This window comes from Streptomyces sp. CA-251247, assembly GCF_050952975.1.
GTDB classification, from domain to species: Bacteria; Actinomycetota; Actinomycetes; order Streptomycetales; family Streptomycetaceae; genus Streptomyces; species Streptomyces achmelvichensis.
Genome location: NZ_CP191861.1, coordinates 274,199 through 299,996, shown reverse-complemented (window position 1 = coordinate 299,996; position 25,798 = coordinate 274,199). Strand labels below are relative to the sequence as shown.

The 25,798-nt window shown below is 69.0% G+C and carries 22 protein-coding genes and 2 pseudogenes; 8 read left to right on the top strand and 16 right to left on the bottom strand.

Annotation, left to right across the window (positions count from 1 at the left end):
- Positions 1–42 precede the first annotated feature (42 nt).
- The 5 genes from ACQPWZ_RS01310 to ACQPWZ_RS01290 form a co-directional block, all read right to left on the bottom strand.
- A complete protein-coding gene (locus ACQPWZ_RS01310) occupies positions 43–2,154 on the bottom strand; it encodes an alpha-galactosidase (RefSeq protein WP_433570335.1) in 2,112 nt (703 codons plus the stop codon).
- On the bottom strand, positions 2,151–3,077 hold the full coding sequence (locus ACQPWZ_RS01305; RefSeq protein WP_328859442.1) for a carbohydrate ABC transporter permease: 927 nt from the start codon (positions 3,075–3,077) through the stop codon (positions 2,151–2,153). Before ACQPWZ_RS01305 ends, ACQPWZ_RS01310 begins: the two co-directional genes overlap by 4 nt.
- The gene (locus tag ACQPWZ_RS01300; RefSeq protein WP_328863314.1) at positions 3,077–3,973 is read right to left on the bottom strand and encodes a carbohydrate ABC transporter permease; all 897 of its coding nucleotides are present in this window, start codon (positions 3,971–3,973) and stop codon (positions 3,077–3,079) included. Before ACQPWZ_RS01300 ends, ACQPWZ_RS01305 begins: the two co-directional genes overlap by 1 nt.
- 2 nt (positions 3,974–3,975) lie before the next feature.
- A complete protein-coding gene (locus ACQPWZ_RS01295; protein WP_328859441.1) occupies positions 3,976–5,268 on the bottom strand; it encodes an ABC transporter substrate-binding protein in 1,293 nt (430 codons plus the stop codon).
- A gap of 256 nt (positions 5,269–5,524) precedes the next feature.
- Positions 5,525–7,636 carry a glycoside hydrolase family 27 protein gene (locus ACQPWZ_RS01290; RefSeq protein ID WP_433570334.1) on the bottom strand — a complete coding sequence of 704 codons (2,112 nt, stop codon included), beginning with the start codon at positions 7,634–7,636 and terminating at the stop codon, positions 5,525–5,527.
- A gap of 435 nt (positions 7,637–8,071) precedes the next feature.
- Here ACQPWZ_RS01290 and ACQPWZ_RS01285 point away from each other — a divergent pair, with 435 nt between their 5' ends.
- On the top strand, positions 8,072–8,923 hold the full coding sequence (locus ACQPWZ_RS01285) for a universal stress protein (RefSeq protein ID WP_405567257.1): 852 nt from the start codon (positions 8,072–8,074) through the stop codon (positions 8,921–8,923).
- Positions 8,924–9,055: 132 nt separating this feature from the next.
- Here ACQPWZ_RS01285 and ACQPWZ_RS01280 read toward each other — a convergent pair whose 3' ends face one another.
- Positions 9,056–9,616, bottom strand: a complete 561-nt coding sequence (locus ACQPWZ_RS01280; RefSeq protein WP_433570333.1) for a TetR/AcrR family transcriptional regulator — start codon at positions 9,614–9,616, stop codon at positions 9,056–9,058.
- 95 nt (positions 9,617–9,711) lie between these two features.
- Here ACQPWZ_RS01280 and ACQPWZ_RS01275 point away from each other — a divergent pair, with 95 nt between their 5' ends.
- Together ACQPWZ_RS01275 and ACQPWZ_RS01270 are read left to right on the top strand one after the other, a co-directional pair.
- Positions 9,712–10,452, top strand: a complete 741-nt coding sequence (locus ACQPWZ_RS01275; protein ID WP_433570332.1) for an SDR family oxidoreductase — start codon at positions 9,712–9,714, stop codon at positions 10,450–10,452.
- Positions 10,453–10,511: 59 nt separating this feature from the next.
- Entirely contained in the window at positions 10,512–10,916 is a 405-nt protein-coding gene (locus ACQPWZ_RS01270; protein ID WP_433570331.1) for a nuclear transport factor 2 family protein, read from the top strand.
- A gap of 132 nt (positions 10,917–11,048) precedes the next feature.
- Here the strand turns inward: ACQPWZ_RS01270 and ACQPWZ_RS01265 are convergent, their stop codons facing one another.
- Together ACQPWZ_RS01265 and ACQPWZ_RS01260 are read right to left on the bottom strand one after the other, a co-directional pair.
- Positions 11,049–13,187 (bottom strand): MMPL family transporter, encoded by a 2,139-nt coding sequence (locus ACQPWZ_RS01265; RefSeq protein ID WP_433570330.1) that lies wholly within the window; start codon positions 13,185–13,187, stop codon positions 11,049–11,051.
- Positions 13,188–13,383: 196 nt separating this feature from the next.
- Complete coding sequence (locus tag ACQPWZ_RS01260; protein ID WP_340471224.1) at positions 13,384–13,875, bottom strand: MarR family winged helix-turn-helix transcriptional regulator; 492 nt, start codon at positions 13,873–13,875, stop codon at positions 13,384–13,386.
- Between the two features lie 666 nt (positions 13,876–14,541).
- Between ACQPWZ_RS01260 and ACQPWZ_RS01255 the strand changes: the two genes are divergently transcribed.
- The 3 genes from ACQPWZ_RS01255 (at position 14,542) to ACQPWZ_RS01245 (ending at position 17,040) form a co-directional block, all read left to right on the top strand.
- A complete protein-coding gene (locus ACQPWZ_RS01255; protein WP_433570329.1) occupies positions 14,542–15,498 on the top strand; it encodes a glutathione S-transferase C-terminal domain-containing protein in 957 nt (318 codons plus the stop codon).
- 11 nt (positions 15,499–15,509) lie between these two features.
- Positions 15,510–15,710 carry a putative leader peptide gene (locus ACQPWZ_RS01250; RefSeq protein ID WP_433570328.1) on the top strand — a complete coding sequence of 67 codons (201 nt, stop codon included), beginning with the start codon at positions 15,510–15,512 and terminating at the stop codon, positions 15,708–15,710.
- A gap of 202 nt (positions 15,711–15,912) precedes the next feature.
- Positions 15,913–17,040: an LLM class flavin-dependent oxidoreductase gene (locus ACQPWZ_RS01245; RefSeq protein WP_433570327.1), complete on the top strand. Its 1,128-nt coding sequence runs from the start codon at positions 15,913–15,915 to the stop codon at positions 17,038–17,040.
- Positions 17,041–17,181: 141 nt separating this feature from the next.
- On the opposite strand, the gene ACQPWZ_RS01240 is transcribed toward ACQPWZ_RS01245, so the two are convergent.
- From ACQPWZ_RS01240 to ACQPWZ_RS01215, 6 genes and pseudogenes are all read right to left on the bottom strand, one after another.
- Positions 17,182–18,168, bottom strand: a complete 987-nt coding sequence (locus ACQPWZ_RS01240; RefSeq protein WP_433570326.1) for an ABC transporter substrate-binding protein — start codon at positions 18,166–18,168, stop codon at positions 17,182–17,184.
- A 41-nt stretch (positions 18,169–18,209) separates the two neighbouring features.
- Positions 18,210–18,974 (bottom strand): amino acid ABC transporter ATP-binding protein, encoded by a 765-nt coding sequence (locus tag ACQPWZ_RS01235; RefSeq protein ID WP_433570325.1) that lies wholly within the window; start codon positions 18,972–18,974, stop codon positions 18,210–18,212.
- On the bottom strand, positions 18,971–20,020 hold the full coding sequence (locus ACQPWZ_RS01230) for an amino acid ABC transporter permease (protein ID WP_433570324.1): 1,050 nt from the start codon (positions 20,018–20,020) through the stop codon (positions 18,971–18,973). The genes ACQPWZ_RS01235 and ACQPWZ_RS01230 overlap by 4 nt, the downstream gene beginning before the upstream one ends.
- Positions 20,021–20,040: 20 nt before the next feature.
- Positions 20,041–20,382 (bottom strand): annotated as a pseudogene (locus ACQPWZ_RS01225) (transporter substrate-binding domain-containing protein); the annotation flags it as partial.
- 35 nt (positions 20,383–20,417) lie between these two features.
- Entirely contained in the window at positions 20,418–21,032 is a 615-nt protein-coding gene (locus ACQPWZ_RS01220; protein ID WP_433570323.1) for a GNAT family N-acetyltransferase, read from the bottom strand.
- Positions 21,029–22,156 (bottom strand): LLM class flavin-dependent oxidoreductase, encoded by a 1,128-nt coding sequence (locus ACQPWZ_RS01215; RefSeq protein ID WP_433570322.1) that lies wholly within the window; start codon positions 22,154–22,156, stop codon positions 21,029–21,031. Before ACQPWZ_RS01215 ends, ACQPWZ_RS01220 begins: the two co-directional genes overlap by 4 nt.
- A 684-nt stretch (positions 22,157–22,840) precedes the next feature.
- Between ACQPWZ_RS01215 and ACQPWZ_RS01210 the strand changes: the two are divergent.
- Positions 22,841–23,398 (top strand): annotated as a pseudogene (locus ACQPWZ_RS01210) (ABC transporter permease subunit); the annotation flags it as partial.
- Positions 23,399–23,472: 74 nt separating this feature from the next.
- On the opposite strand, the gene ACQPWZ_RS01205 reads toward ACQPWZ_RS01210, so the two are convergent.
- On the bottom strand, positions 23,473–23,685 hold the full coding sequence (locus ACQPWZ_RS01205; protein ID WP_313948443.1) for a helix-turn-helix transcriptional regulator: 213 nt from the start codon (positions 23,683–23,685) through the stop codon (positions 23,473–23,475).
- Positions 23,682–24,131: a hypothetical protein gene (locus ACQPWZ_RS01200; protein WP_433570321.1), complete on the bottom strand. Its 450-nt coding sequence runs from the start codon at positions 24,129–24,131 to the stop codon at positions 23,682–23,684. Before ACQPWZ_RS01200 ends, ACQPWZ_RS01205 begins: the two co-directional genes overlap by 4 nt.
- Positions 24,132–24,587: 456 nt before the next feature.
- Between ACQPWZ_RS01200 and ACQPWZ_RS01195 the strand changes: the two genes are divergently transcribed.
- The gene (locus tag ACQPWZ_RS01195; RefSeq protein ID WP_433570320.1) at positions 24,588–25,790 is read left to right on the top strand and encodes an epoxide hydrolase family protein; all 1,203 of its coding nucleotides are present in this window, start codon (positions 24,588–24,590) and stop codon (positions 25,788–25,790) included.
- The last annotated feature ends 8 nt before the right edge of the window (positions 25,791–25,798 follow it).

Genomic DNA, 25,798 nt, shown 5'->3' with positions numbered 1-25,798 from the left:
TCCTGTTCGTGAGGCCGGTGGGGCGCAGACTGTCCGATGTCGTCACTGACGGGCCAGCACCGTCAGCTCCGCGTCGTGTTCGCGGCTCCAGGTGAACGGCAGCCCCGAGTGCAGCAGATACGCCCCGCTGTAGCGGGTTCCGGTGTCGGTGTCGATGTATACGGATTCCGGGGCGAGGGCCCGCAGGCGGAGCCGGGCGGGCCGTCCGGACAGCAGGGGTGCGCCGTCCAGCGGTCCGGTGTTCCATGCCGTCACCACCACACGGGCACCGCCGCGTTCCTCGAACTGGACGCCGCACGTCGGGTCGGCGGGGGTGCCCAGCAGATGGACCTCGCCGTGGTGGACGACGTCCCGGATCTCCTTGTAGCGGGCGATCCACCGCGTGGCCTCGGCACGCTGCTCCGGTGCCCAGTGGCGGATGTCGGCGCCGACACCGAGCACGCCCGCCATGGAGTTGACGAAGCGGAAGGCGAGCGAGCGCGGCCGGGGGTCGAAGATGCCCGGGGCGTCGGTGACCCAGGAACTCATGGTGTGCGGGGCATGCGCGTGGAGATAGCCGTACTGGATGCGCAGCCGGTCCATGGGCGCGGTGTTGTCGCTGGGCCACACCACGTCGGTGCGGGCGATGGTGGCGTGCTCGACGCGGGCGCCGCCGCCGGCGCAGCCCTCGATCGTGACGTGCGGGTGGGCGCAGCGCAGGTGGTCCAGAACGCGGAGGTAGCCGGCGACGTGCGCGGCGTCGAGGTCCTGCCGCTCCGGGTCGTGGCCGGCCGGATGTCCGGGGCGGCCGCGTTCGGTGGGCGGCCGGTTCATGTCCCACTTCAGATACCTGATGGCGTGAGAGCCGAGCAGCCGGTCGAGCGTGCTGATGACGAAGTCCTGGACGTCTTCACGGCCGAGGTCGAGCAGGAGTTGGTTGCGCACGAGTGTGGCCGGGCGGCCGTCGATCCGGTACACCCACTCCGGGTGCTCGGCGTACAGCTTCGAGCGGGGACTGATGCCCTCGGGTTCGACCCACAGACCGAAGTCCATGCCGAGGGCCCCGACCTGATCGATGAAGCGGTCGAATCCACCGGGAAATGCGGCCGGGTCGGGGTCCCAGTCACCGAGCCCGCCGGTGTCGTCGTGCCGCCCGGTGAACCAGCCGTCGTCGACGACGAAGAGTTCGGCGCCCAGCTGTGCGGCTGTCCTGGCCAGCTCCAGCTGTTCGTCTGCGTCGACGTCGAAGCCGGTGGCCTCCCAGGAGTTGTAGAGGACCTTGCGGGGCCGGTCGATGCGCTCGCCGGTCAGCTGCCGCTCGTAGCGGTGCCAGACGCGAGCCAGTCCGTCGAGACCGTCCGGGCTGAAGGCACAGGCCAGGCGTGGTGTGACGAGGGTGGTGCCGGGGGTGAGTCGCACGGCGCCCTCGTGCGGTACGCGGCCGGCGCGGACGCGCAGTGCACCGCCGGGCTCGGCGTCGGCGGTGATGCGCCAATTGCCGGACCACTCCAGGGCGATGCCGTAGGTGGGGGTGGTTCCCTCGGCGGGAGCGTCGGCGGACTGGATCGCGAGCCAGGGGTGGTAGGCGTGGCCCGCCGAACCCTGGGTGCTTTCCATCTCGAAGCGCCCACGGTCCAGTTGCAGGTGATGGAGTTGGAACTCCTGCGACCACTGGCCGGCCAAGTACGTCAGCCGAGCGCCGCCCTGGACAGGCACATTGACGGCGGCGGAGTCGAAGCGTTCCAGTCGCACCTCGTCCTCACCGGTGCAGGTGAGCTCCGTCCAGCGCAGGACGACGTCGGTACCGGGCACCGTCTCGTAGTACAGCGTGGTGCGCAGCCCGAGGAGTTCGTCGGCGAACTCCAGGCGCAGTGTGTGGTCGCCGTCCTGGGTGGCGCCGTCGAAGTGCCACCAGCTGCCGCGGTCGCCGCCGGGACGGGAGGCGATCAGGTCGGCACCGGTGAACGGCCGCAGCCCGTACGGGATGTACTCGGCCGGGGCGGCGTCGGCGGGGGTGATGAAGTGGGTGCGACGCGACCCGTCCATGGGCGACGGCCCGGCCTCGGCACCGTGCGGCCCCCAGGCGGCGAGTTCGGCCCAGCGTCCGTCGTTGCCGAGAGTGACGGCGTAGGTGGTCGTGTCGGTGCGCAGCAGCCACCGGTCGGGCGTGGTCACTTCACGGCTCCGAGGTTCAGTCCGGCCACGAAGTGGCGCTGGAAGCGGAGGAAGACGGCCACCGTCGGGGCGGCGGCGATCACCGAACCGGCGGCGATGACGTTCCACATGGACACGTACTGGCCCTGCAGTCCGATCAGCGAGGCGGTGATGGGCATCTGGCTGTCGGTGCGCAGCACCGTGATGGCCCAGAGCAGATCGTTGAAGATCCAGGTGAACGACAGGGCGGTCAGGGCGGCCAGTGCCGGGCGGGCCAGGGGCAGGATGATCCGCCAGTAGATCTGCCAGGGGCTCGCGCCGTCGATGACGGCGGCCTGCTGGATCTCGGTGGGGATCGCCCGCATGAAGCCGTGCAGGACGAAGACGTAGAAGCCGACGCCGAAGCCGACCTGAACCCCGATCAGCGCGTACAACTGGTCGTAGATTCCCAGCACTTCGCTCAGCTTGGAGACGGGGATCAGCAGGATCTGCGGGGGCAGCAGGTTGCCGGCGAGCATCAGCAGCAGGAGGACGCGCCGGAACGGCAGGTCGTAGCGGCTGAGCGCGAAGGCCGCCATGGAGGCGAGGCCGAGCGAGAGCAGTACGGTGGGAATCGAGACGATCATGCTGTTGATGAGCGCCTGCTGCTGACCGCCGTCCACCCACGCCTGGCGGAAGCCGTCGAGGGTGAACGAGTGGGGCCAACTGCCGACCCCGTGGGCGGCGATGTCGTCGAAGGTGCGGGTGCTCGTGACCAGGACGAGGGCGATCGGCAGCAGCCACAGCGCTGACAGCAGGCCCGCCGTGAGGTGGAAGCCGGTGGTGCGCAGGGCACGGCCGCGGACGACGGGCCGGCGGGGAGCAGGCTGCGGGGCCGTGTGCGCCGTGCCGGGCGCGTTGCCCGAGTCCTTGCCGACGGGTGCGGAGGCATGGGTGGCGGTCATCAGTCGGCCTCCCGGAAGGCGCGCACGAGGTAGCTCGCGATGACACCGAAGGCGAGCACGAAGATGACGACGGCGAGCGCGGAGCCGTATCCCAGACGCAGCGACTGGAACGCGGTGGAGAACATGTAGGTGCTCAGCAGTTCGGAGGAGTGGTAGGGACCGCCGCGGGTGAGCGCCCAGACGACGTCGAACGAGCGCAGCGAGTCGATGACGATGACCGACAGGACGACCGCGTTCACGCTGCGCAGCTGCGGCAGGGTGATGTGACGGAACTGCTGAATGCGGCTCGCACCGTCGACCTTGGATGCCTCGTACAGGACGGGATCGATTCCCTTGAGGCCGGCGAGGTAGAGCACCATGACGTAGCCGACCTGGCGCCACAGGGCGGGCACGATCACCGCGTAGAAGGCGGTGTCCTGGTCGGCGAGCCAGGCGTGCCGCCAACTGTCGAGGCCGACCGCCGACAGCACGTTGTTGATCAGGCCGTCCGGCTGGTACATGGCCTGCCACACCAGCGCGGTGGCGACCAGCGAGAAGACGACCGGCAGGAAGAGCGCCGCCCGGTAGAACCCGATGCCGCGCCGCTCCTGCTGGAGCAGCAGCGCGGCACCGAGGCCGAGGGCGGCGGAGAGTCCGCCGAAGAGCAGCAGCCACAGGACCGTGTTGATCGCGGCGGTACGGAAGACCGCGTCGTGCGCCATCTCGCTGAAATTGCCGAGGCCGACGAACGCGGGGGCCGACAGGCCGTCCCACGAGGTCAGCGACAGGTAGAAGCCCTGGATGGCGGGCCAGAAGACCCAGAAGGCCTCGACGAGCAGCGGGAGGAGAACGAAGGCCAGGACCACCGGGGGCACGCGCGTGGCCCTGGACCGTCGTGTGGAGCCGATCAGCGCCATGGTCACTGGTTCCAGATCTTCTGTGCGCTGCGCTGCCACGTGGTGAGGATGGAGCCGATCTGCTTGGGTTTGGCCAGGTAGTGCACGAGCGCGGTGTCCGCGGACGGCTGGAGGGCGTCGCTGGAGTCGCGGTTGAAGAACTGGGTGAGGTCGGTGGCGCTCTCGATGAGCTTGCGGCCCTTGAGCACCAGTGGTGTGCCCGAGTCCTTGGCGTCGGGGTGGGTGGGCAGCGTGGTGCCCGAGCCGCTCTTGAGGTAGAGCTCCTGCGACTCGGCGGTGGCCAGGTAGCGCAGCAGTTCCTTGACACCGTCGGCGCGCTTCGTGCGGGCGCTGGCGAAGAAGCCGTCGGTGGGCGCCTCTTCGGCGACCGGGATCTTCGGGTCGATGATGGGGAACTGGAAGAAGTCCAGGTCGTCCAGGGCGTCCTTGGGGGCCGCGTCGGCGAAGAAGGTGCCGATCAGCATCATGCCCGTACGGCCCTGGAGGAGGGCGGTGGTGGCGTCCTGGAAGGGGATCGCCGTGCCGTTCGGGTCGAAGAACGGGCGCGCCTCGTCCCAGCGGTCGAAGACCCTGCGGACCTCCGGGTCGTCGAAGCGGTGCTTGCCGGCGAGGAGTTCACGGTGGTACGTGGCGCCGTTGACACGGATGTTGAGGTAATCGAACCAGGAGGAGGCGACCCAGGGGGTGTCGCCGCCGGCGCCGAGGCCGATGGGGGCGACGCCCTTGCTCTTGAGCTTGTCGCACAGGTCGAGGAACTCGTCCCAGGTCTTGGGCTCCTGAACACCCCACTTGGCGAAGTTGGACTTCCGGTAGAACATGCCCCACCAGTAGTAGCTGGTGGGCACGAAGACCTTCGTGCCGCTGGAGGCGGAGGTGCAGAGCTTCTTCAGCGCGTCGGAGTAGCCGGCGAGCTCGGGCTTCTCCCAGATGTCGTCGAGGTCCAGGAGCAGGTCCTTCTTCGCGTACGACTCGGCGACGGAGCCGGGGTACCAGGTGTAGACGTCCGGCGGGTTGGCCGAGGTCAGATAGGTCGGCAGCTGCGTGCGGAAGGTCTCCGAAGCGACGGTGTTGAGCTGCGCCCTGGTGTCCCCGCGCTTGGCGAAGGCGGCGACGCTCGCCTGTATCGCGCTCTTGGCCTGCGGGGAGGAGAGGTTGGACTGCAGGGTCACCGGGCCGCCGGACTTTCCTCCGGAGGCGGACGGGCTCTGGGTGACGCAGCTGCTGAGCAGTGCGCCGGCGCCGACTGCGCCTGTTCCTACGAGGAATCGGCGGCGGGTGGCGTTGAAGGCGGTCATCTGTGCACTCCCTTGGTGCCCACGGAACGGAACTTGAGGCCCCCTGACGGCCCGGCTCCGGGCGCGGCAGGCACAGCTTGGCGCAGTGCCGGAAGGACCGTCAAGATTAATTACTAATTTATTGTCCAGAGGCTGTGCCCCAGGGCCGGAGAAGGCCCCGGGGCACAGCTGTCACGGAGCGGCGATACCGGACCGAGCGTGGTGCGGCGGAACGGATCGACGCAGGTGGTGCCGGGTGGAGCGGGTCGGTGCGGGCTCAGAGCCCGCTCTGGTGGACGCGCCCGTCCACGCCGCGGAAGGCGGCCAGAACCTCGCCATCGGGCCCGGCCACGGCACCGAGTGCACCGTCGAAGGCACCGCTGACGAAGTCGTCGTTCTTGCTCCAGCCCGCCCAGCTGCCGGAAGCGGTCCAACTGCGGGTCCAGAGCGTGTAGTCACCGGCGCGGGCGTACAGATGCACTGTCCCGCCGGAAGCCACCAGCGTCGGACTGCCACTGACCGTGCCGCCGAGGGCCGCCCAGTCCGACCAGGTGCCGGAGGCGTCACGGGTCCGCGTCCAGACCGAGTCGTCGGGAGTGCGCACGGCCACGTGCAGCCTGCCGTCGTCGTCCACGACGCCCGACGGACGGCCGTAGAACGCCTTGTCCTGCGGGGCACCCAGCGGGGACCAGCCGGCGGCCGGGCCGCGTGACGACAACGTGCCGTCCGCACCTCGGGCGAAGAGCGTCCAGTCGTCCGGACCCGCGAAGGCCACGGTCGGTGCGTCCGTCAACGTGCCGCCCAAGGACTGCCAGCGACCCCAGTGCCCGTTCGTGAAGACGCGCCGGTAGGCGCTGTTGTCGGTGCCCCGCACGAAGACGTCGATCCGTCCGCCGGCGGAGGCGTACGCGGCGGGCTGGCCGAGGATACGGCCGTGCGTCGGGCCACCCAGCTCGGTGGTCCGGGCCTTGGACCAGTCACCGCCCAGGGCGGTCTGAGCGCGCAGGCTCCCGTCCGTGCCACGGGTGAAGGCGGTCAGGGTGTCGCCCTCGCGCGTCAGGGCCGGGCTCGCCGATGAGTGGCCGGGCAACTGCGTGCCCGGGGCGTCGTCGGTGCCGGTCAGCTTGAGGAACGCGGTGCCATGGGCGGGGACACGCACGGTGTACGAACCGGTGAAGGTGCCGCGCGATGTGCGGGCCCGCAGGTCGCGGACGGCGACCTTGCCCGCCAGGCCGGCGTCCGCGAAGGTCACGGTGCGGTCCTGTGCCTGATCGGAGCGGTTGAGCAGGACGACCGCCCGCTTGCCCGCGCCCTGGAGGACCTTGCTGTAGACGTCGCCCACGGAGTCGGAGGCCACGCGGGCGCCCTGGATACCCAGCCGGTCCTGGTTGACGGCGATGATCTCGGGGTTGCGCAGGGTGTCGAGCATGGACCGCGACAGGGTGCGCGGATCACTGCCGAGCACCAGCGGCGAGGCCATCTCGGCCCACATCACGAACTGGGTGGTGGACTCCTCCTGGTTGAGCTCGTATCCACCGTCGGCGAGCTTACGCATCGGGATGAGGTAGTCCGGGTCGTTCCAGCGACCGGGACCCTGAGCCTCGGGGTGCCAGGCGTTGGCATCCATGTTGCGCAGGATGTTCGGCCACTCGCCCGCCGTCGGGGTACCCCAGGCGATGTCGGTACCGGTGCGCCAGGAGTCGGCGGTCGTCGGACCGTAGACGTAGGTGTTGTGCGCGTCCTGCTCGGGGGTGTGCGGCATGCCCCAGTCGTCGGTGAGCGGGTTGCACAGGTTGAGCAGCATCTTCCGTCCGGACTTGGCGACGGCGTCGCTGAACTCCTTGAAGGCCGGGCCCGGGTCGAGCCCGGCGCCGATGCCGCAGAGGAAGTCCACCTTGATGGCATCCACCTTCCAGCCGGCGAACTGGCGGGCGTCCTGCGCGTAGTGGCCGCGGCTGCCGAGCCCGCACCACTTGCCGCCGTCGTACTCGCCCGCGTCGGTGTAGATGCCGGCCTTGAGACCGCGCTGGTGAAGGTACGTCACGAGTGCGGGGATACCGGAGGGGAAGCGCGTGGGGTGGGCCACGAGCCGGCCCGTCTCCGGGTCGCGCGGCTGGTCGGCCTGCCAACCGCCGTCCAGCCACACGATGTTGTAGCCGCTGTCGCGCAACCCGCTGGTGACGAGGTGGTCGGCGACCTTTCTGACCTGGTCCTCCGTCGGGGCGCCGAGCCCGTAGTAGGTGTTCCATCCCATGTACGGCGTGGGGGCGAGTCCGCTGTCGTAGAACTGCGGCGCACCCTGGTCGTCCGCGGCGTGTGCCGCCGGAACGGCCGATCCGACCAGTACCACGGCGCCGAGCGCCGCCACGGTCCGCCGCACACGCACCATCTCTGCACGATGCGAAGCCACTGAAGTCTCCCGAGAGTTGGGGGTATCGGGCACCCCGCTCGGGTCGTACCGAGGGCCGGTGCCAGGCGGAAACTGTGCCCAGGCCCCTGATGCCTGTCAATATTAATTGCTAATTAACTTAAAAACTGGATCGCGGAGTGACGTAGTCACCGCTCACGGGAGGTACTCGGCTGCCCCGCCACCTGTTCAGGATTGGGGCACGGTGGGCCACGCCACCCGCCCCGCCACTGATCCGGACCGCAGAACGCCGTCGAGTCAATGCGCCAGACGGGGCACTTCGGCAGCGTGGTCGGACGCAGCGGGCCGCAGTGGTGCAGTGGCTCGGTAGGTTCCCGATCAGGTGCCTGTCGGCTGGATGCCCATGGGCAGCCATCGTGACAGCCCAAATGCGCGACCCGAGGCGAGGAGAGCGGCATGTCCCGACCCATCACCGTTGGAGTGGACGGCTCCGAAGGAAGTGTCGCGGCGGTGGACTGGGCCGCCGACGAGGCGGCACTGCGCGGGACCGCCCTGCGGCTGGTGTACGGCACGCGCTGGGCGCAGCACCAGTTGGGGGCAATGAAGGTGTCGCACGAGGACCGTCGCACCGAGGCGGAAGGAGTTCTCGCCACGACCGAGGAGCGTATCCGGGCCCGGATGCCGGACCTCGCCATGACCGCGGAGAGGATCGAGGACGCCCCGACACAAGTGCTCCTGGCTGCCGCCTCGGAGGCGGAGTGGCTGGTCGTGGGGTCCCACGGGCTCGGCGGCGTCCGCGGCTTCATCGTCGGTTCGGTGGGGCAGGAGGTCGTCGCGGATGCGAAGCGCCCCGTGGTGTTGGTGCGCCCGGGGTACGGCGAGGGTGAGTCCGGGGCCGCTGACGGAAGCAATCACCAGAAGGTGGTTCTCGGCCTCGATGTGAGTGAGGTGAAGAGTGAACTCCTGGACTTCGCTTTCGACTTCGCCGGGCGGCACGGCGTCCCACTGGAGATCGTCCACACGTGGCACTCCCCGTTCCGCCACCATCGCGGAGCAGCTGACGAGGCCGAGATGGCGTCGGCGCTCACGAGCGCGGTGAGCCCGTTCCGGGAGACGTACCCGGCAGTGGAAGTAGCCGAGGTGTCCGCTTCCGGGCGGGCCGCCGAGCACCTTGTCACGGCTGCCTCGGACGCGCGACTCGTGGTCGTCGGCCGGCGCAGGGCGGCCAAGGGCTCCCACATCGGATCGGTCACCCACGCCGTGATCCACCACGCCTCCTGCCCTGTGGCCGTCGTGCCGCACGCCTGACGGAGGATCACTCGCCCCTGCCCCAACGCACCTGGTTCGGTCGCCTGGGTGACAGAAGCCCCGCCGCTGAACGCCGGGCTCACATCCAGAGGCAGCCCGCCTCGATCCAGCATGCATGTCCTTCCCCTGCCTTCACCGATCCGCGTCCCGTCGGCGAAGGCCCTCGAGGATGACGTTCATCAGGGGCCTTGCCGTCGATTCCCATGCATCCCGGTCCAGTCGGCTCAGGTAGGCGATGAGCAGGAGCACCCCGGGCGCGTCCACGTCGGTGCGGAGGGAACCGGTCGCTTTTCCGGCGTTGAGCAGATGGCCGAGGGCGCTCTCGATGGGGTTCTGGCTGTGGGCCACCAGGTCCTGCCACGCCGCCGGCTCGAGCGCTGCCAGGACGCCGCGCTTGATCTCGGCGTAGTCGATCACTCGGTCGAGCCAGTGACGCAGGGCTTCCACGGGCTCGTGTTCCGCCAGCAGCGCGGAGGCGGCGGTCACGAGTTCTTCGACGTCGCGTCGGTAGACCTCGGCGAGGAGCGCCTCGCGGTTGGGAAAGTTCCGGTAGAGCGTTCCCTGTCCTACACCCGCGCGCTTGGCGATCTCGTTGAGGTGGACGTGGCTGGACTCGGCGAGTGCCGCGCGCGCGGCCTCCACGATGCGAGTCCGGTTCTGCACAGCATCCGGGCGTCGTGCCGGCGTGCTCATGGGCGTCTCCTGATGTCCGCCTCTGACAAATGGACACGTGTCCGGTAGGCTGATCCGTATACCGGACACGTGTCCACTTTACGGGAGGTGCAGTCATGCTTTCTCTTCACGACAAGACCGTCGCCATCACAGGAGCGAGCGGAGGCATCGGTGAGGCCACGGCCCGTCTGCTCGCCGAGCGCGGCGCCGCGGTCGTCCTCGCGGCGCGTCGCAGCGAGCGCATCGACGCCATAGCGCAGAACATCCGGGAGGAGGGGGGACGTGCTGCCACGTGCGTCGTCGACGTCACCAGCGCCGAGGATCTGCAGCGCCTCGTGGCGACCACCGTCGATCAGTACGGCCGTATCGATGTGCTGGTGAACAACGCCGGCATCGCCCCGATCAGTCCGCTGGCCGACCTCGACACCGAAGGCTGGTCGGCCATGATCGATGTCAACCTTCGCGGCATGCTCAACGGCATAGCCGCCGTGTTGCCCGTCTTCCGAGAGCAGGGGTCGGGCCACCTGGTGAGCATCGTCTCCGTGGCCGGCCTGACCGTGTCCCCTTCGATGGCCGTGTACGCGGCGACCAAGAACGCGGTGCGCACCGTGCATGAGGGTCTGCGCAGGGAGTCCACCGACGGCGTGGTGCGCACGACAGCCATCTCACCGGGCTACATCCGCACCGATCTCGCCGACTCCATGGGAGACCCGCACCTCCGCGAGCAGACGCGAAAGAACATGGATGCGGTGGGCATCCCGCCGGCAGCTGTTGCCCGCGCGGTGGCGTTCGCCATCGAGCAACCTCACGACGTCGAGATCGGCGAGATCAACGTTCGTCCCACTGTCCAGGCATGACACATCGGATGAGGTTGTGACCGGCCTGCGGACCGTATCCGACTGTAGTGTCGACACACATGACAGCAGAGTCACCGGCGCAGACCGTGCAACGTTTGTTCCCGCTGCTCGCCGAGGGGAAGAGTGCGGAGGCGGCGGCGCTGTTCGCCGATTCCGTGTCCTTCTCCATCCCGCACCCGCCGGGTATTCCGTGGGTACCCGAGGTCGACTCGCGGGAGGGCATGCGGACCTTCTTCGACCTGCTGCAAACCCATGTGGAGGCGAAGGAGTTCGAGCTTCGCCACATCATCGCAGCGGGCGACGACGTGGTGCTCATCGGGCACATGGTCTCCGAGGTCAGGGCGACGGGCCGGGACATCGACACGGCGTTCGCCCTGCACACCACGGTCCAGGACGGGCGGATTACCCGCTACCACCTCTACGAGGACTCGTACGCCGTGGCCAAGGCCTCCCTCGTCGACTAGAGGGCGATACACCCCCTCCGAAGAGGGCGCCGTCCGGGCGCCGGGTGCGGGACGGCGTACTCGCGCTCCATAATCCAGCTCTCAGGCGCCGGAACACGAGGCTGTTCCGGCGCCTGTGAGGGGTCATCAGGGTCACCTTGTGGACGAGGCGGCTTCCGCTGCCACGGGCGGCTCCGGTTGGTCCTTGCGCCGGCTGAGGTCTCCGGGCCACCAGGCCTTCGGTCCGATGTCCCGGACCAGCGCGGGGACCAGGAGGGATCTGACGACGAGGGTGTCGAGCAGTACGCCGAAGGCGACGATGAACGCGATCTGGACGAGGAAGGCGAGCGGGATGACGCCGAGGGCCGCGAACGTGGCCGCGAGGACGACTCCTGCCGAGGTGATGACCCCTCCGGTGGCCGTCAGTCCGCGCAGTACGCCTTCCCGGGTGCCATGACGGAGCGACTCCTCGCGCACCCGTGACATCAGGAAGATGTTGTAGTCCACGCCGAGCGCGACGAGGAAGACGAAGCCGTACAGCGGCACCGAAGCGTCGGTTCCCGAGAAGCCGAGCACCCCCTGGAAGACGAGCGCCGAAACGCCCAGTGTGGCAAGGAAGTTGAGCGCCACGGTTGCCACCAGGAGTACGGGCATGAGCAGCGATCGCAGCAGGCCGACGAGGATCAGCAGGATGATCGCGAGCACGACGGGCACGATCACCATCCGGTCCCGTGCGGACGTCTCCTGTGTGTCGTACCGCTGGGCGGTGTACCCGCCGACGAGCGCAGCGGATCCGGGTACGGCGTGCACGGCTTCGCGCAGCTGGGACACGGCGCGCTGTGCGGCGTCGCTGTCGGCTGCCTCTTCGAGCGTCGCGTTGACGAGCACCTTGCCGTCCACGACCAGCGGCTCTCCCCGGCCGGGACGTCCGGAGGCGGTGACCGGCGCGACGGAGGCGATGCCCTCCGTCCGCTGCGCTGTCTGGACGGTCTCACCCAGCCGGTCGGCGTCGGTGATGATCACGGCGGGGTTGCCGGACCCGCCGGGGAAGTGCTTGCTCAGCGTGCTCTGAGCGGCCACCGAGGGCGCGTCATTGACGAAGATTTCGTCGAGGGGGACGCCCTTGGAATTCAGCGTGGGTGCGAACGCGGCGCAGGCGAGCAGGCCGGCGAGCGTCACGGCCCAGACCGTGCGTGGGGCTCTGTCGACGAGTGCCGCGATCCGGTGCCAGACGCCCTTGCTTCCCTGGGCGGCGCTGCCCGTGTCCGCAGGCTTGGGGCGCGCCGGCCAGTAGGCGCTGCGGCCGAGGAGAACGAGTACGGCGGGGAGGAAGGTGAGGGAGCTCAGTACGGCGCAGACGATGCCGATGGCGCCGACCGGTCCGAGGGCGCGGTTGTTCGTGAGATCGCTCAGGAGCAGCGCGATCAGGCCGAGGGCGACGGTGGCGGCGCTGGCGACGATCGGACCGGCCGACTGCCGCAGTGCGGCACGCATGGACGTCATCCGGTCACCGTGCCGGGCGAGTTCTTCGCGGAAGCGGGCGGTGAGCAGCAGGGCGTAGTCCGTGGCCGCTCCGATGACGAGGATGGAGAGAATGCCCTGGACCTGGCCGTCGACGCGGACGACGTCGCGGTCGGCGAGCGCGTAGACCACTGCGCACGCCAGGGCGAGTGCGAGGACCGCGCTGATGATGATGACCAGCGGCAGGAGCACACTGCGGTAGACGAGCAGCAGAATGATCAGCACGGTGACCAGTGCGACGCCGAGGAGCAGGCCGTCGATCCCGGCGAACGCGTCGGACAGATCGGCCTGGCTCGCCGCGGGCCCGGCCATCTGCACCGTGGTGCCAGGCACGGTGGACGCTGCCTCCTCCACCTCGTCGAGTACGACAGGGAGTTCCTCGCCGAGGTCGGGCTGGACCTGGACGATGCCCTGGAGGGCTTGCCCGTCCTTCGAGAGCAGGGCGGGGGAGGAGCGTCCGGCGGTGCCGGACGCACCGTCGAGATTCGCGAGGGCCTTGGTGGCGGCAGCGCGCTGCTCTGCGTTCACCCGCCCACCGTCCTCCGCGGTCCAGACGACGATGGCGGGGAGTGTCTCGTCCTCCGGGAATGCTTTCTGAGCCTCGATGACCTCGGTGGATTCCGCGTTCTGCGGGAGGAAGGCGGCCTGATCGTTGGTCGCGACGTCACCGAGCTTGCCCGCGTACGGGCCCAGCCCTCCGCCCACGCCGAGCCAGGCGGCGAGCAGGACGACAGGCACGAGCCGGCGTACGAGCCGGGTGGAGCTGAGCATGGCACTCCCAGGTGCGGACGGCGAAGATCCTTCAACCGTAATGTATCTCAATCATCAAGATATATTTCGGCGGTGAACCCATGACAGGGAAAGGGCTCGCCACAGAGTTCCGTCGGCAGGGCCGATCCGGATGCGTTGCCGGTGCGCTTCTTCGGCCGGCAGCTCCAACTGCCCCGCAGAGCCGAGGTCAGTGGGGTCAGTGCCTCTTGTTCAGGCTTTCGAGCTCGTCGCTCACGGCGCCGAGGAGGCGCAGGGCGCTGAGCAGCTCGTCGGGGGTGAAGCCTTCCTGGGCCCGCGCGGTCGCCTCGGCCAGTGGCAGGAAGTGCGCCCGCGCCGTCGTTCGTGCTTCAGGCAGGTAGTGCAGATGCACGACGCGCCGGTCCGGACTCTCCCGGACCCGGCGAATGTGGCCGGCCCGCTCCAGCCGGTCGAGGCAAGCGGTCACCGCACCGGAGGTGAGGCCGAGGTGCTCGCCCAGGCGACCGGGAGTCAGCGGAGACTGCGCGTCCATGATCGCGCCCAGTGCCTGGACGTCCGTGGCGTGCAGGCCCTGATGCGCGGCGAACTCGTGGGCGAACCTGTTGATCTCGCCTGTCAGGCGCCGCAGTTGAACCGCGAATGCCTGAAGCTCGAAACCTTGGACGCCCTGCTCGCCGGCCGGTGCCGCCTTCTTCCGTGTCGCTGCCACGTGGCCAGCCTATATACCGGACGGTCACTGCCGACCCGGGCTTGTTCCACCGGCCGGTTGATGTGCGGCGCTCGTGCTCGGCGTCCTGCGCGCCGAGCGGCCCCCCTCACCCTGAACCGGCCTCAAGCCTTCAACGCCCTCAAGCCTTCAACGCTCTCACCCGCGGCATGTCGCTGCCCGACGTCTTCACCGGATGGAGAGCCCGGCGCAGTGGTTCGCGAGCCCGACGCGGGCCAGGGCTGTGGCCCCGCGCGGACGTCAGCCCGGCCGCGTCGACCAAGGCGGCACAGCGCCTCACGTCCATCATGTGAGACCTCGGGCGAGACTGCGGAACGCGCTCTTGACGTGGCACGAAGGCTGCCTGAAACTCCAGAGCAGAGTTCCCTAGTGAATGGGTGGGAAAAAGATGGAGCGTCCGGGGTCGCCCGCCAACCGCGCGATGCGCGCCGGCCGGACGGCTTTCCTCCTGACCTCCCGCCGCCACATCGATCTCCTGCGTGTCTGCAGCGCGGCGGGCGCTCTGCGCTGAACCGGCGCGGTACCCGTCTGGTACCGCAAAGCTGCCGCGTACGGGTACGCGCCGACGTCGCGCGCCCATCACCCCCGTATGCGCCGCCCGTCGCAACCTCTGAGAATCAGCCGCCGGACCTGGCCCCAGGGAGAAACATGCCTGCCGTACCCCTGACCACCGTGCCGTCCCCCGCCTCCCCGCCGTCGTTCCGAGGCCGGATCGGCTGTGACGCCGGCAGTGGCTACTACGCTGCTGAGCGCCGCTACCGCCTCCACCTCTCGCTGTCCTGCTCCCACTGTCTGCGGATCGCTGTCGCGCACAGCCTCCTCGGTCTGGAAGAGACGGTCCCCGTGGTGCTGTTGCCGGCCGTTCCCGACAGGCCCCACGGCGGACACTCCGCCCTGCACCCCTTGTACGAGGCCAGTTCGCACGGGCATCCCGGACCCGCCGTCGCACCGGTGTTGAGCGACACCTGGACGGGACGGATCGTCAGCACGCACACCCCGGACATCCTGCGCGACCTGGCTCGGCGCTTCGGCGGTGACGAGCCCGACCGGCCCACGCTCTACCCGCACGACACCGAGGCGGAGATCGAGGCCCTCGAAAGTCTCTGTGAGGACCGCATCAACGAAGCCGCCCAGCGTGCCGGGCAGGTTGAAGCCGACGCCACCGCGCGTCGGACCGCCCTGGGTTCCCTGCTCCGCTTCCTGGGGTCACTCGAGTGGCGGCTCGCCCACCAGGACTTCATCCTGGGCGACCGCCTGACCGCCGGCGACGTGCATCTGTGGGTGACCCTCGTGCAGTTGGACACCGTGCACCGACATCACCTGGATGCCGCGGCCGTGCAGCGCATCGCCGACCATCCGCACCTGTGGGCCTACGCACGACGGCTGGCCGCCCACCCCGCCTTCGGCCGGCACCTCGACCTGGACGGCATCGCCCGCAGGCACCATGCCCGCTGCCGAGGACTGGAGGCCGCAGGGGCGGCCGTGCAGATCCTGGACTGGGCGGTACACATCGCGGACGGTCCCGCTCAGCCCTCCCACGGGAGTCCGGACGGTTTCATGAAACCGCAATACGCTCTCCACCTTCGCCCGTCCGGCTCCGCCTAGCCTGCGATGACATGGGCTTCCCTGCCCGAGCACGGCAGGCCACTGAACAAGCAGGCCAAGCGGCCGAACGAGCGGAGGTGACGGTGTTGTCCCCCGTTTCGCGCATGCTCGTCCCGGCTGTCGGGGTCCTCGTCGCGCGCGGCTGTGTCCGCCTGTACTCCCGGCCCCACATCGATCTGCAACGGGTGGCCGGCGCCCTGTGTTGTTGCTGACCTGTTCCCGCCCTTGAGCCGGACGGGCGCACCGACCAGGTGCGGGGCCGGCTGGACGCCGTGCTCGTCTCTCGACGGGACTTCCCCGACCCGCCGTTTCCCTGGGGTCCGGTCGTCGCCGGGCCCGAACTCGGCCCTGGGCCGGTATCCGTGTCCGCATCGGCACTCGCGCCCACCGACCGCTGAGGAGCAACACCCGACCATGGCCGGCATCCCTCTCGCAGTTCTCGACCTCGTCCCGATCTCGTCCGGCTCCACCGCCGCGGCAGCACTGCGCAACACCATCGATCTCGCCCAGCAGGCCGAGCGGTTCGGCTACGCCCGCTACTGGTTTGCCGAGCACCACCTCAACCCGGGCGTCGCCGGGACCTCGCCCGCCGTCGTCCTGGCCCTGACCGCTTCCGCGACCTCCACGATCAGGATCGGCTCCGGCGCCGTACAGCTCGGTCACCGCACCGCTCTTTCCACCGTCGAGGAGTTCGGACTGATCGACGCCCTTCACCCCGGGCGACTCGACCTGGGCCTCGGCCGCTCAGGCGGACGTCCCTCCGGGCAGACGGCAGGTCCTCGTACGACCACGATCCCCGTCCTCGACGGCCGCGCTCCCAACGGGCTGAAGATCCCGCCACGCTTCTCCTTCGAGCACCTGATCGGCTCACCCCGTTTCCTGCTTCAGCAGCAGCTCCTGCACCAGCCCGGCGCCCGCCCCCAGGACTACGGTGAGCAGGTCGACGACATACTCGCGCTCCTGCGCGGCGAGTACCGTTCCGCGGACGGGATCGAAGCACACGCGATCCCCGGCGAGGGCGCTGATGTGCAGGTGTGGATCCTCGGCAGCAGCGGCGGAGAGAGTGCCGACGTCGCAGGGCGCAACGGCTTGCGTTTCGCGGCCAATTACCACGTCAGCCCGGCCACTGTGCTGGAGGCGGCGGACGGCTACCGTGCCGCATTCCAGCCGTCGGACCACCTCGACAAACCCTTTGTCAGCGTCTCCGCCGACGTTGTCGTCGCCGAGGACGAGCAAACCGCTCGCGAACTGGCCACCGGCTATGGGCCGTGGGTTCGCAGCATCCGCACGGCCGAGGGTGCCATTCCCTATCCGACCCCGGAGCAGGCCCGTGCTCAGGCTTGGAGCGAAGCGGACCGGGCACTCGTCGCCGACCGTGTCGACACCCAGTTCGTCGGCTCCCCGGGACGCGTCGCCGACCGACTCGAACAGCTCCAGGAAGCCACCGGCGCCGACGAGCTGATCATCACCACCATCACCCACGACCACGCCGACCGGGTGCGTTCCTACCGACTCCTCGCGGAGGAGTGGCAACGCCGTTGAGCCGTACGGGGCTCGACGTGGCCGCTCTCGAGATCAGGAGGACCCAGAGAGCCTGAGCGGTGGCCCGAGCCGGTCGACGTCGTCGCGGCCGCCCTACCGGGCCAGAGTGCGGAGGCCCGCATGGCCTCCGCACCAACGGTCCTACTGGCCGGTCCTGGGCAGGCCGGGCGGGTTGATCTCCGACGTCGTCACGCCCTCGCTCGACAGGCCCCAGCGCTTCAGCACCGCGGCGTATGTGCCGTTGCCGATGACCTTGTTGAGTGCGGCGGCCAGTGGCTCGGCCAGGCCCCGGTCCTTCTTGGCCGTGGCCGCGATCAGGCCCTGGAGCGTGGCGCCGGCGCCGGAGTAGGTGCCGGCGATCTCGGTCTTGCCGGCCGACGAGACATGGTATGCGGCGGTCGGGTTGGGCCCGAGGAACAGCTCGATGCGCCCGGACTCGAGGGCGAGGTAGGTATCGGACGGCGCCTTGTAGTACTTGATGTCCACCGGCTCGAGGCCCGCCCGCTCCGCCTGCTTGCTCCAATCCACCAGAATCTTCTCCTGGTTGGTGCCGCTGTCCACGGCGACCGTCTTCCCCGCGACGTCCTTGTAGTCGGCGATCTTGAGTCCGCTGCCCTTCTTCGCCTCGAAGGCGAGATCGTCCTTGCGGTACGTGGCGAAGTCGTACTTCTCCTTGCGCTCCTCGGTGACCGTGACGTTGCTGAAGGCCACGTCGTACTTGGCGCTGTCCAGGCCGACGAAGATGTTCTCCCAGGAGACCGGGGTGTAGTCGGGCTTGAGACCGAGGACGTTCGAGACCAGATGGGCGATGTCGATCTCCACGCCGATACGGGTCTTGTCGTCGGTCGCGTAGAAGCCAAGTGGTGGCGAACTGTCGGCGGATCCGACGATCCTCAGCGTGCCTCTCTTGCGGATCTCCCCGGGCACCTGTGCCGCTATGGCGTCGACCTTGTCCGTGGTGACGCGCTTCTGGTCCGGGCTGTTGTTGATCTTCGTGGTGGTACTGCCCGACGCGTCGCCAGGGTTCGCGACGTCGGTCGTACCGCCGTCGGTGGGGTTGGCGCAGGCGCTGAGGACGAGTGCGGCGGCGAGTCCGATGACGGCCGCGGCGGAACGGCGAGTGGGCACGGGGTTCTCCTTGAGGGAAAGCGGGACGGGGTGGAGGTCGGTCAGAGGACCTTGGAGAGGAAGGTGCGGGTGCGCGCGTGCTGCGGGTCGTCCAGGACGGCCGCGGGCGGCCCCTGTTCCACAACGACTCCGCCGTCCATGAACACCACGGTGTCGGCGACCTCGCGGGCGAAGCCGATCTCATGGGACACGACGATCATGGTGGTGCCGGTGCGGGCCAGGTCCTTGATGACGTCGAGGACTTCGCCGACCAGCTCCGGGTCGAGCGCCGATGTGGGCTCGTCGAAGAGCAGCACCTTGGGTTCGAGGGCGAGCGCACGGGCGATGGCCACCCGCTGTTGCTGCCCTCCGGACAACTGCCGCGGGTAGGTCTCGGCCTTGTCGGACAGCCCGACCCGCTCCAGCAGACGGCCGGCGGTCTTCTCCGCTTCCCTGCGCGGGCGGCGCAGTGCGGAGACCGGGGCCTCCACGATGTTGTCCAGCACGGTGAGGTGGGGGAAGAGATGGAAGTTCTGGAAGACGAACCCGATGTGGGTGCGCTGCTGCAGAACGTCCTTCTCCTTGAGCTCGTGCAGCTTGCCGCCCGAGCGGCGGTAGCCGATGAGCTCACCGTCGATGCTGATCCAGCCGCGGTTGACCTTCTCCAGGTGGTTGATGGTGCGCAGCAGGGTGGACTTGCCCGAGCCGGAGGGCCCGAGGATCACGGTGACCTCGCCCGTGCGGACCAGCAGGTCGACGCCGCGCAGCACTTCCAGCGGTCCGAAGCTCTTGTGGACGCCGCGGACGTCGACCATCACGTCGCTCATGGGTTCTCCTTCGTGGTACGGAGCCCGGCGAGACCCGCCCGGCCCACGGGCACGCGTCCGTCACGCTGTGCGGCAGCCGCGCGCAGGTTCCGTACGAAGCGCCGGGCGCGCTGCAACGGGGTCGGCGGCGGGGTGCGGTTGGCACCGCGGGCGTAGCGGCGCTCCACGTAGTACTGGGCGACGGAGAGCACCGAGGTGAGGACCACGTACCAGGCCGTGGCGACCATCAGCAGGGGAATCACCCGTCCGTTGCGGCCGTAGACCACCTGCACCTGGTAGAAGAGCTCGCCGATGGCCATGACGTACACCACCGAGGTGCCCTTGAGCAGGCCGATGATCTCGTTGCCCGCCGTGGGCAGGATGGCGCGCATGGCCTGCGGCAGGACGATCCGCCGGATCTGACGCAGCCGGGGAATACCGAGCGAGGCGGCGGCCTCCAGCTGTCCGTGATCGACCGAGATGACGCCTCCGCGGACTATCTCGGCCGCGTACGCGGCCTGATGGAGCGACAGTCCGATCAGGGCGGCGCCGATCGTCCCGATCAGGCTGTTGCTGTCCACGGACCAGAAGACCGGGCCGAAGGGGATGCCGACGCCCAACTCCTCGTACAGGGCGCCCAGGTTGAACCAGAACACCAGCTGGACGATCATCGGGATGGACCGGAAGATCCAGACGTAGGTCCAGGCCACGGTCTGCAGTACCGGGCTGCGCGACAGCCGCATGAAGGCCAGCACGGTGCCGAGGACGAAGCCGAGCACCGTGGCGTAGGCGGTGAGCTGGAGGGTCACCAGCACTGCCTGGACGATGGTCTCGGACAGGACGTAGTCGCTGAAGACGCCCCACTCCCAGACCGGGTTGGTGACCAGGCCGTGCACGAACTGGGCGGTCAGTACGGTCACGGCGGCGGCCGCGGCCCACCGGGCGTAGTGGCGGGCGGATACGACCTTCAGCGAGGCCGGGTCGTCGGAGGCGGGCGGGGCTTGGTGGCCGGCGCCTGCGCCGGTGATGGCCGCGCCGGGGGGCGCGGGGTCGGTGGTGAGTCCCATCGTCGTTTCCTGCTCAACTCTCAGCGGTGCTCGGGCGGGTTGATCCGCGACGCATCGATCGCGGAGGCAGTGGTACCCCACTTCTGCAGGATCCGGGTGTAGGTGCCGTCCTTGATCAACTGGTTGACCGCGGCCTGGAAGGCGGGGGTGAGCGGGGAACCCTTCTTGAAGGCGAAGCCGACGTCGAGGCGGTGGTACTCGCCGAGGAAGGTGGTCCGCGCCTCGGGCTGCGCGGCCTGGTGGCGCAGGCCGTTGATGGTGGACATGACGACGTCGATCCGGCCCTGCTGGAGGGCGGTGGTGACGGCTCCGTTCTCGGAGAAGACCTTGACGTCGTAGGGCTTCTCGCCGGCCTTCGCGAGGGCCGTACGTCGCGCACGGGTGGTCCGGGGGAGGCTCACAGCTCGGAGGCCTTTCCGGTGCGCCGCTCGGCGGTGAGGGACTTCCCGGCGGCGGTGGGGGAGCTCCGGACAGCTGTGACCGGCTGCTCGCCCGCGCCGAGGCGCGTCGGGGCGACGGCGAGGTGCTTTTCGAAGGGGAGCGGGCCGATGGTCTCCGGGTCGGCCTGCGTGTCGAACAGCGGTGTGTAGCCGGCGGCCAGGTAGAGGCCGCGGGCCTCGGGCTGGCGTGGCCCGGTGGTCAGATGGATCCTCCGGTAGCCGCGGTCGCCCGCCTCGCGCTCCAACTCGGCGACGACTCTGCGGGCCAGGCCCCGTCGGCGGTGGGCCGAGTGTGTCCACACTCGCTTCAGCTCGGCCGTCGTCCCGTCGTAACGGCGGAAGGCGCCGCCCGCGACGGGCTCCCCCTGTTCCACGAGCAGGAGAAGGACGCCACCGTGCGCAGAGGTGAACTCCTCATCGGGGTAGCGGGCGAGTTCGGCGTGCGCATCACGGCCGTAGCGAGCCGTGTACTCGTCGCCGAGCTCGCGCAGCAGGGGTCTGACACGCGGGTCGGAGACCGGGACGCGGATGACCGTGAGCCCGGGGAGGGGCGTGTGGGCGGTGGAGCTCATTCACCCACCGCCGCGAGGGTCTGCGGGCCGCGTGCCGCACGCTCGGCGTCGCGTTTGGCGACCTCCTCGCGGACGAGGGGGATCACGTGTCGGCCGAAGTCGACGGCATCGCCCAGCAGGTCGTAGCCGCGGGCGGAGAGAATGTCGACGCCGAGGTCGTAGTAGTCGAGGAGCGCCTGGGCGACGGTTTCCGGGGTGCCGACCAGAGCGTTGGAGTTGCCCGCGCCGCCGGTCGCCGCGGCGGTCGGGGTCCACAGCGCACGGTCGTAGCGTTCACCCGCCTCGGCGATGGCGATCAGCCGCTGAGAGCCGGCGTTCTCCGGGGCTCGGCTGTGGTGGTGGCGTACGAGGCCGCTCTCGCGTCGCTGCCTGATCGCCTCGACGGTGCGATGGGCCTTCTCCCAGGCCAACTCCTCGGTCGGGGCGATGATCGGGCGGAACGCGACCTGGATGCGCGGCACTTCGGTGCGGCCCGCTGCCTTCGCGGCCGCCTTCACCGCCTCGATCTGCTCGGCGGTCTTCTCCAGCGGCTCACCCCACAGGCAGTAGATGTCGGCCTCGGCGCCTCCGGCCGCGTACGCGGCAGGTGAGGATCCGCCGAAGGAGACGTTCGGGTGCGGCTGCTGGACGGGGAAGACGTCGCTGACGAAGTCGTGGAAGCGGTAGTGCTCGCCCTCGTGGTCGAAGGGTTCGTGTGTGGTCCAGATCTTCTTGACGATGCGGATGTACTCGCGGGTGCGGGCGTAGCGCTCGTCCTTGGTGAGTGTGTCGCCCTCGCGGCCCTGCTCGTGGTCGTTGCCGCCGGTGATGAAATGGACCGCCAGCCTGCCCTCGCTGATCCGGTCGAGAGTGGCGAAGGTCTTGGCGGCGAAGGTGGGGTACGAGACGTTGGGCCGGTGGGCGAGCAGGATCTGGAGGCGGTCCAGTCTGCTCGCTATGTACGCGGCCGCGGGGGAGGGGTCCGGGGACCCGGAGCCGTAGGCGAACAGCACCCGGTCCCAGCCGTGGTCCTCGTGAGCGCGGGCCAGCCGGAGCGTGTACTCCTTGTCGAAGGCGGCGCCGGAGCGCGCGGTGGTTTCGGAGCCGTCGTTGGTGGCGGCTATGCCGAGGAATTCCACGGGCATGGAAGTGGCCTTTCGAAGGGGCGGCGATCGCGCGGGGGCGCACCCGAAGCCGAACGGTGCCGGGTGGCACCGCGCATGAGGGGTCGTCAGAGATGCGCGTGAGAGGTGTCTGGGGAACTGCCGCCGACAGCTACGGGCGTGACGATGCCGGCGTCGGCAGATGCAGGAGAGAAGGCAGCGCGTGTCCGGGCTCGCGGCACCATGTCCGGAAGCGGACCGACGTCCGCGCGGAGCAGTGAGGCGATGGAGCAACTCGGCCCGCGACGGGGGTCACCGAGGGAGGGAAGGGCCGGTCAGACAGCCCGCTGCCGAGTCAGCCGCAACACGCTGCGGACCACACCCGACCGAAGTCGATGTGGTCGCGCGAGACCAAGCGCTGCTGGGCGTTCATGCGACCAATTGAGCAGTACGGGATGCTCCCCGTCAAGGAGCGGACCGGATGCCGGACGCCCTCGGCCTCTGGTTTCACACGTGGTTGACACAGCAGCACCACCGGCACATACGATCGAAGGCGGATCGGCCCCGCCGTGTGCGGAAGCCGCTCCGGCCGCGTTGAGGGACGCGGCGAGCGTGACGACACCGGTCCCGGCCGCACCGAGCCAGGGCAGCGTCTGGGGCGCTGCTTTGCGTGTGCCGCCGGGTGGACACATCCACGCCCGCGATCCCTTCCAGGAGAGCCTCCTGATGGTCACGTCTTTCGATGTCACCGACCCCGCCACGGCACCCGATGCCGGTTCCGACTCTGGCGAGAAGAATCGGGAGGCGCCCGGCCCACCCGGGCCGGACCCGGGCACGGACGCCGGTCCGGACCTGCCGCCGATCGTGCCGCGCCGGCACGTAGGCCGCCTGCTCGCCGCCGCCGCGGCGCTGCTGGCCTTCCTTACGGTGCCGAGTTCCGTCATCCGCAACGACGCCTTCCAATGGGACGTCGTCCTGCGGTACTTCACCACGTCCGCCGTACTCGACGGCCTGCTGCTGACACTGTGGCTGACCGCCGCGGTGATGGTGCTCGGCTTTGCGCTCGGCACCGCACTGGCCGTGATGCGGCTCTCGGCCAACCCGGTGCTGCGTACGCCGAGTTGGGGGTATGTGTGGATCTTCCGGTCCACGCCTCTGCTGGTGCAGTTGCTGTTCTGGTTCAACGTCGGCGCTCTGTATCCGACGCTCGGGCTCGGCGTCCCGTACGGGCCGCAACTCGTCACCGAGCCCCGCGTCGGCCACGGCCGTTCGGCCGTCGTCGGTGCGGGACGTCGTGGGACCACGCGTAGCCGTCGCCGAAGTGGAGAGTCAGAGCCGCCCTCTGCCGTAACCGGCGGTCACGATGCGGCGTCCGTGGTTTCGTCGGGGAGGAAGAGATCCTCGATCGGTTCGCCGAATACGGCGGCGATCTTGAATGCGAGTGGCAAGCTCGGGTCGTAGCGGCCGGTTTCGATGGCGTAGATCGTTTGCCGGGAGACGTCGAGGCGGTCGGCGAGGTCGGTCTGGCTCCAACGGCGCGCCGCCCGCAGTTCCCTGAGTCGGTTCCTCATCGGGTCCGCGGGGTCTTGAACAGCAGGGCCGCGATCCAGATCAGGATGCTTCCGATGAAGCTGATCTGGATCAACTGCCGCAGGTCGCCCACCCCGACGGCCTGGAGCAGTCCGACGGCGTAGATTGCCATGGTCAGCACGCCGAACCCGATGGCCAGGGCTTCCAGTTGGCAGCGACGCTGGTACTCGTCGGCGCGGCGCAGGCCCCTGACCACGGCCCGGACGATCCACAGCCCCGGGGCGAGGTTCAGCAGCGACCAGAACACTTCCCATGAGCCCGCCGCACCGAAGAGCCCGAGCTCTGAGATCAGGCTGAGCAGCACAAGGGCGACGACCGCCGGCAACCAGTCGACGAACAGGGCGCGGGCGCGGACCGTGTCGCTTCGGCTATCGCGGTTCTCCGGCGATTTCTCCATGGGAAGAACGTAAAGGTAGCTTGTCGTCATGTCAACCTTCCTTGTCAAAAGGACAAGGTTGGTTGACGTTCTAGCGCCATCCCAGCCAAGACGTCACAAGGCGCGGTGCCACGTTCGCCCAGCGTTGCGGTGGTACTGAGGGGGAGCGGCCGGGAGCTGATCACCGAGGACGCGTCCACCGATCCCGGGATCACGGATGTGCCTGACAGGGGTGGGCACAGGTCCGACATGACGGGTGTCGAGAGGGGAACTAGTCTGTTGTCGTGGGGTGGTGTGGAGAATTCTGCCGAGTTCCTGCCCTCGGATCCTGGCCGCCCCCGAGCCTCGAATCCGCCCCTGAGGTGTGGCTGCATCGGGCGGTTTGGCCACGCTCCGGGGAAGAGGCGTTGTCCGGCGATCGTGAGACGCACCTCAGTGATCCCCGACGGGTTGGAACCACGAGGATGAACGAGTGCACCGCGTCGCACCACGGCAAGGAGCCCTCCCATGCCCGCAGGAATTGAACCGTTCACATTCGACTTCCCGGATGCGGAGCTGGAGGACCTCCGTGCACGTATCCAGGCGGCGCGCTGGCCGGACAGGGAGACGGTGGGCGATCAGTCGCAGGGCACACAACTCGCCACGATTCAGCAACTCGCGCGCTACTGGGCAGCCGACTACGACTGGCGCAACGTCGAGGCGAAGCTGAAGGCTCAGCCGCACTTCACGACCGAGATCGACGGGCTGGACATTCGCTTCATCCATGTCCGCTCGAAGCATGAGAATGCTCTGCCGCTCATCCTCACCCACGGATGGCCCGGCTCGATCATCCAGACACTGAACATCATCGGGCCTCTCACCGATCCCACGGCCCATGGCGGGGACGCGTCGGATGCCTTCCACCTGGTGCTTCCGTCGATACCCGGCTACGGGTTCTCGGGGAAGCCGACATCGACCGGTTGGGGGCCCGAGCGCATTGCGCGCGCCTGGGCAGTACTGATGGAACGCCTGGGGTACGCCCACTACACGGCGCAGGGAGGCGACTGGGGCGCGATCATCACGGACCTGATGGGTGCGCAGGCCCCTCCGGGACTGGCCGGCATACACACCAACTTGGCGGGCGCAGTCCCTTCCGACATCGACCGGGCTCTCGCGGCCGGCAAGCCGCTTCCGACCGGTATCCCGGATCCCTCAGCGGACGAGCAGCGAGCAATCGATCAGCTGATCTTCCTGTACTCGCATGCCTACTACGCCTACACCATGGCGACGCTCCCGCAGTCGCTGACCGCACTGGCAGACTCGCCCGTGGGGCTGGCGGCCTTCATGCTCGACCCCGGCGTGGAGCTGATCACCCGGGCCTACGGCGGAGAGTCCGACATCCTGACGCGGGACGATGTGCTGGACAACATCACGTTCTATTGGCTGACGAACACGGCCATCTCCGCAGCTCGTCTCTACGCGGAAAACACATCCCCTTTCCTCGCGGTCAAGGGCGTTGACCTCCCGGCTGCGGTGAGTGTCTTTCCCAACGAGCTCTACACGCCTCCGAAGAGCTGGGCGCAGCAGGCCTACCCCAACCTCGTCCACTACAACAAGCTCCCGAAAGGCGGGCACTTTCCGGCCTGGGAACAACCGGAACTCTTCGTCGGCGAGGTACGCACCGGCCTTCGTCCGCTTCGCGCGACGGCCGCAGGAACTGCTCGATCTTGAGGCTTTCG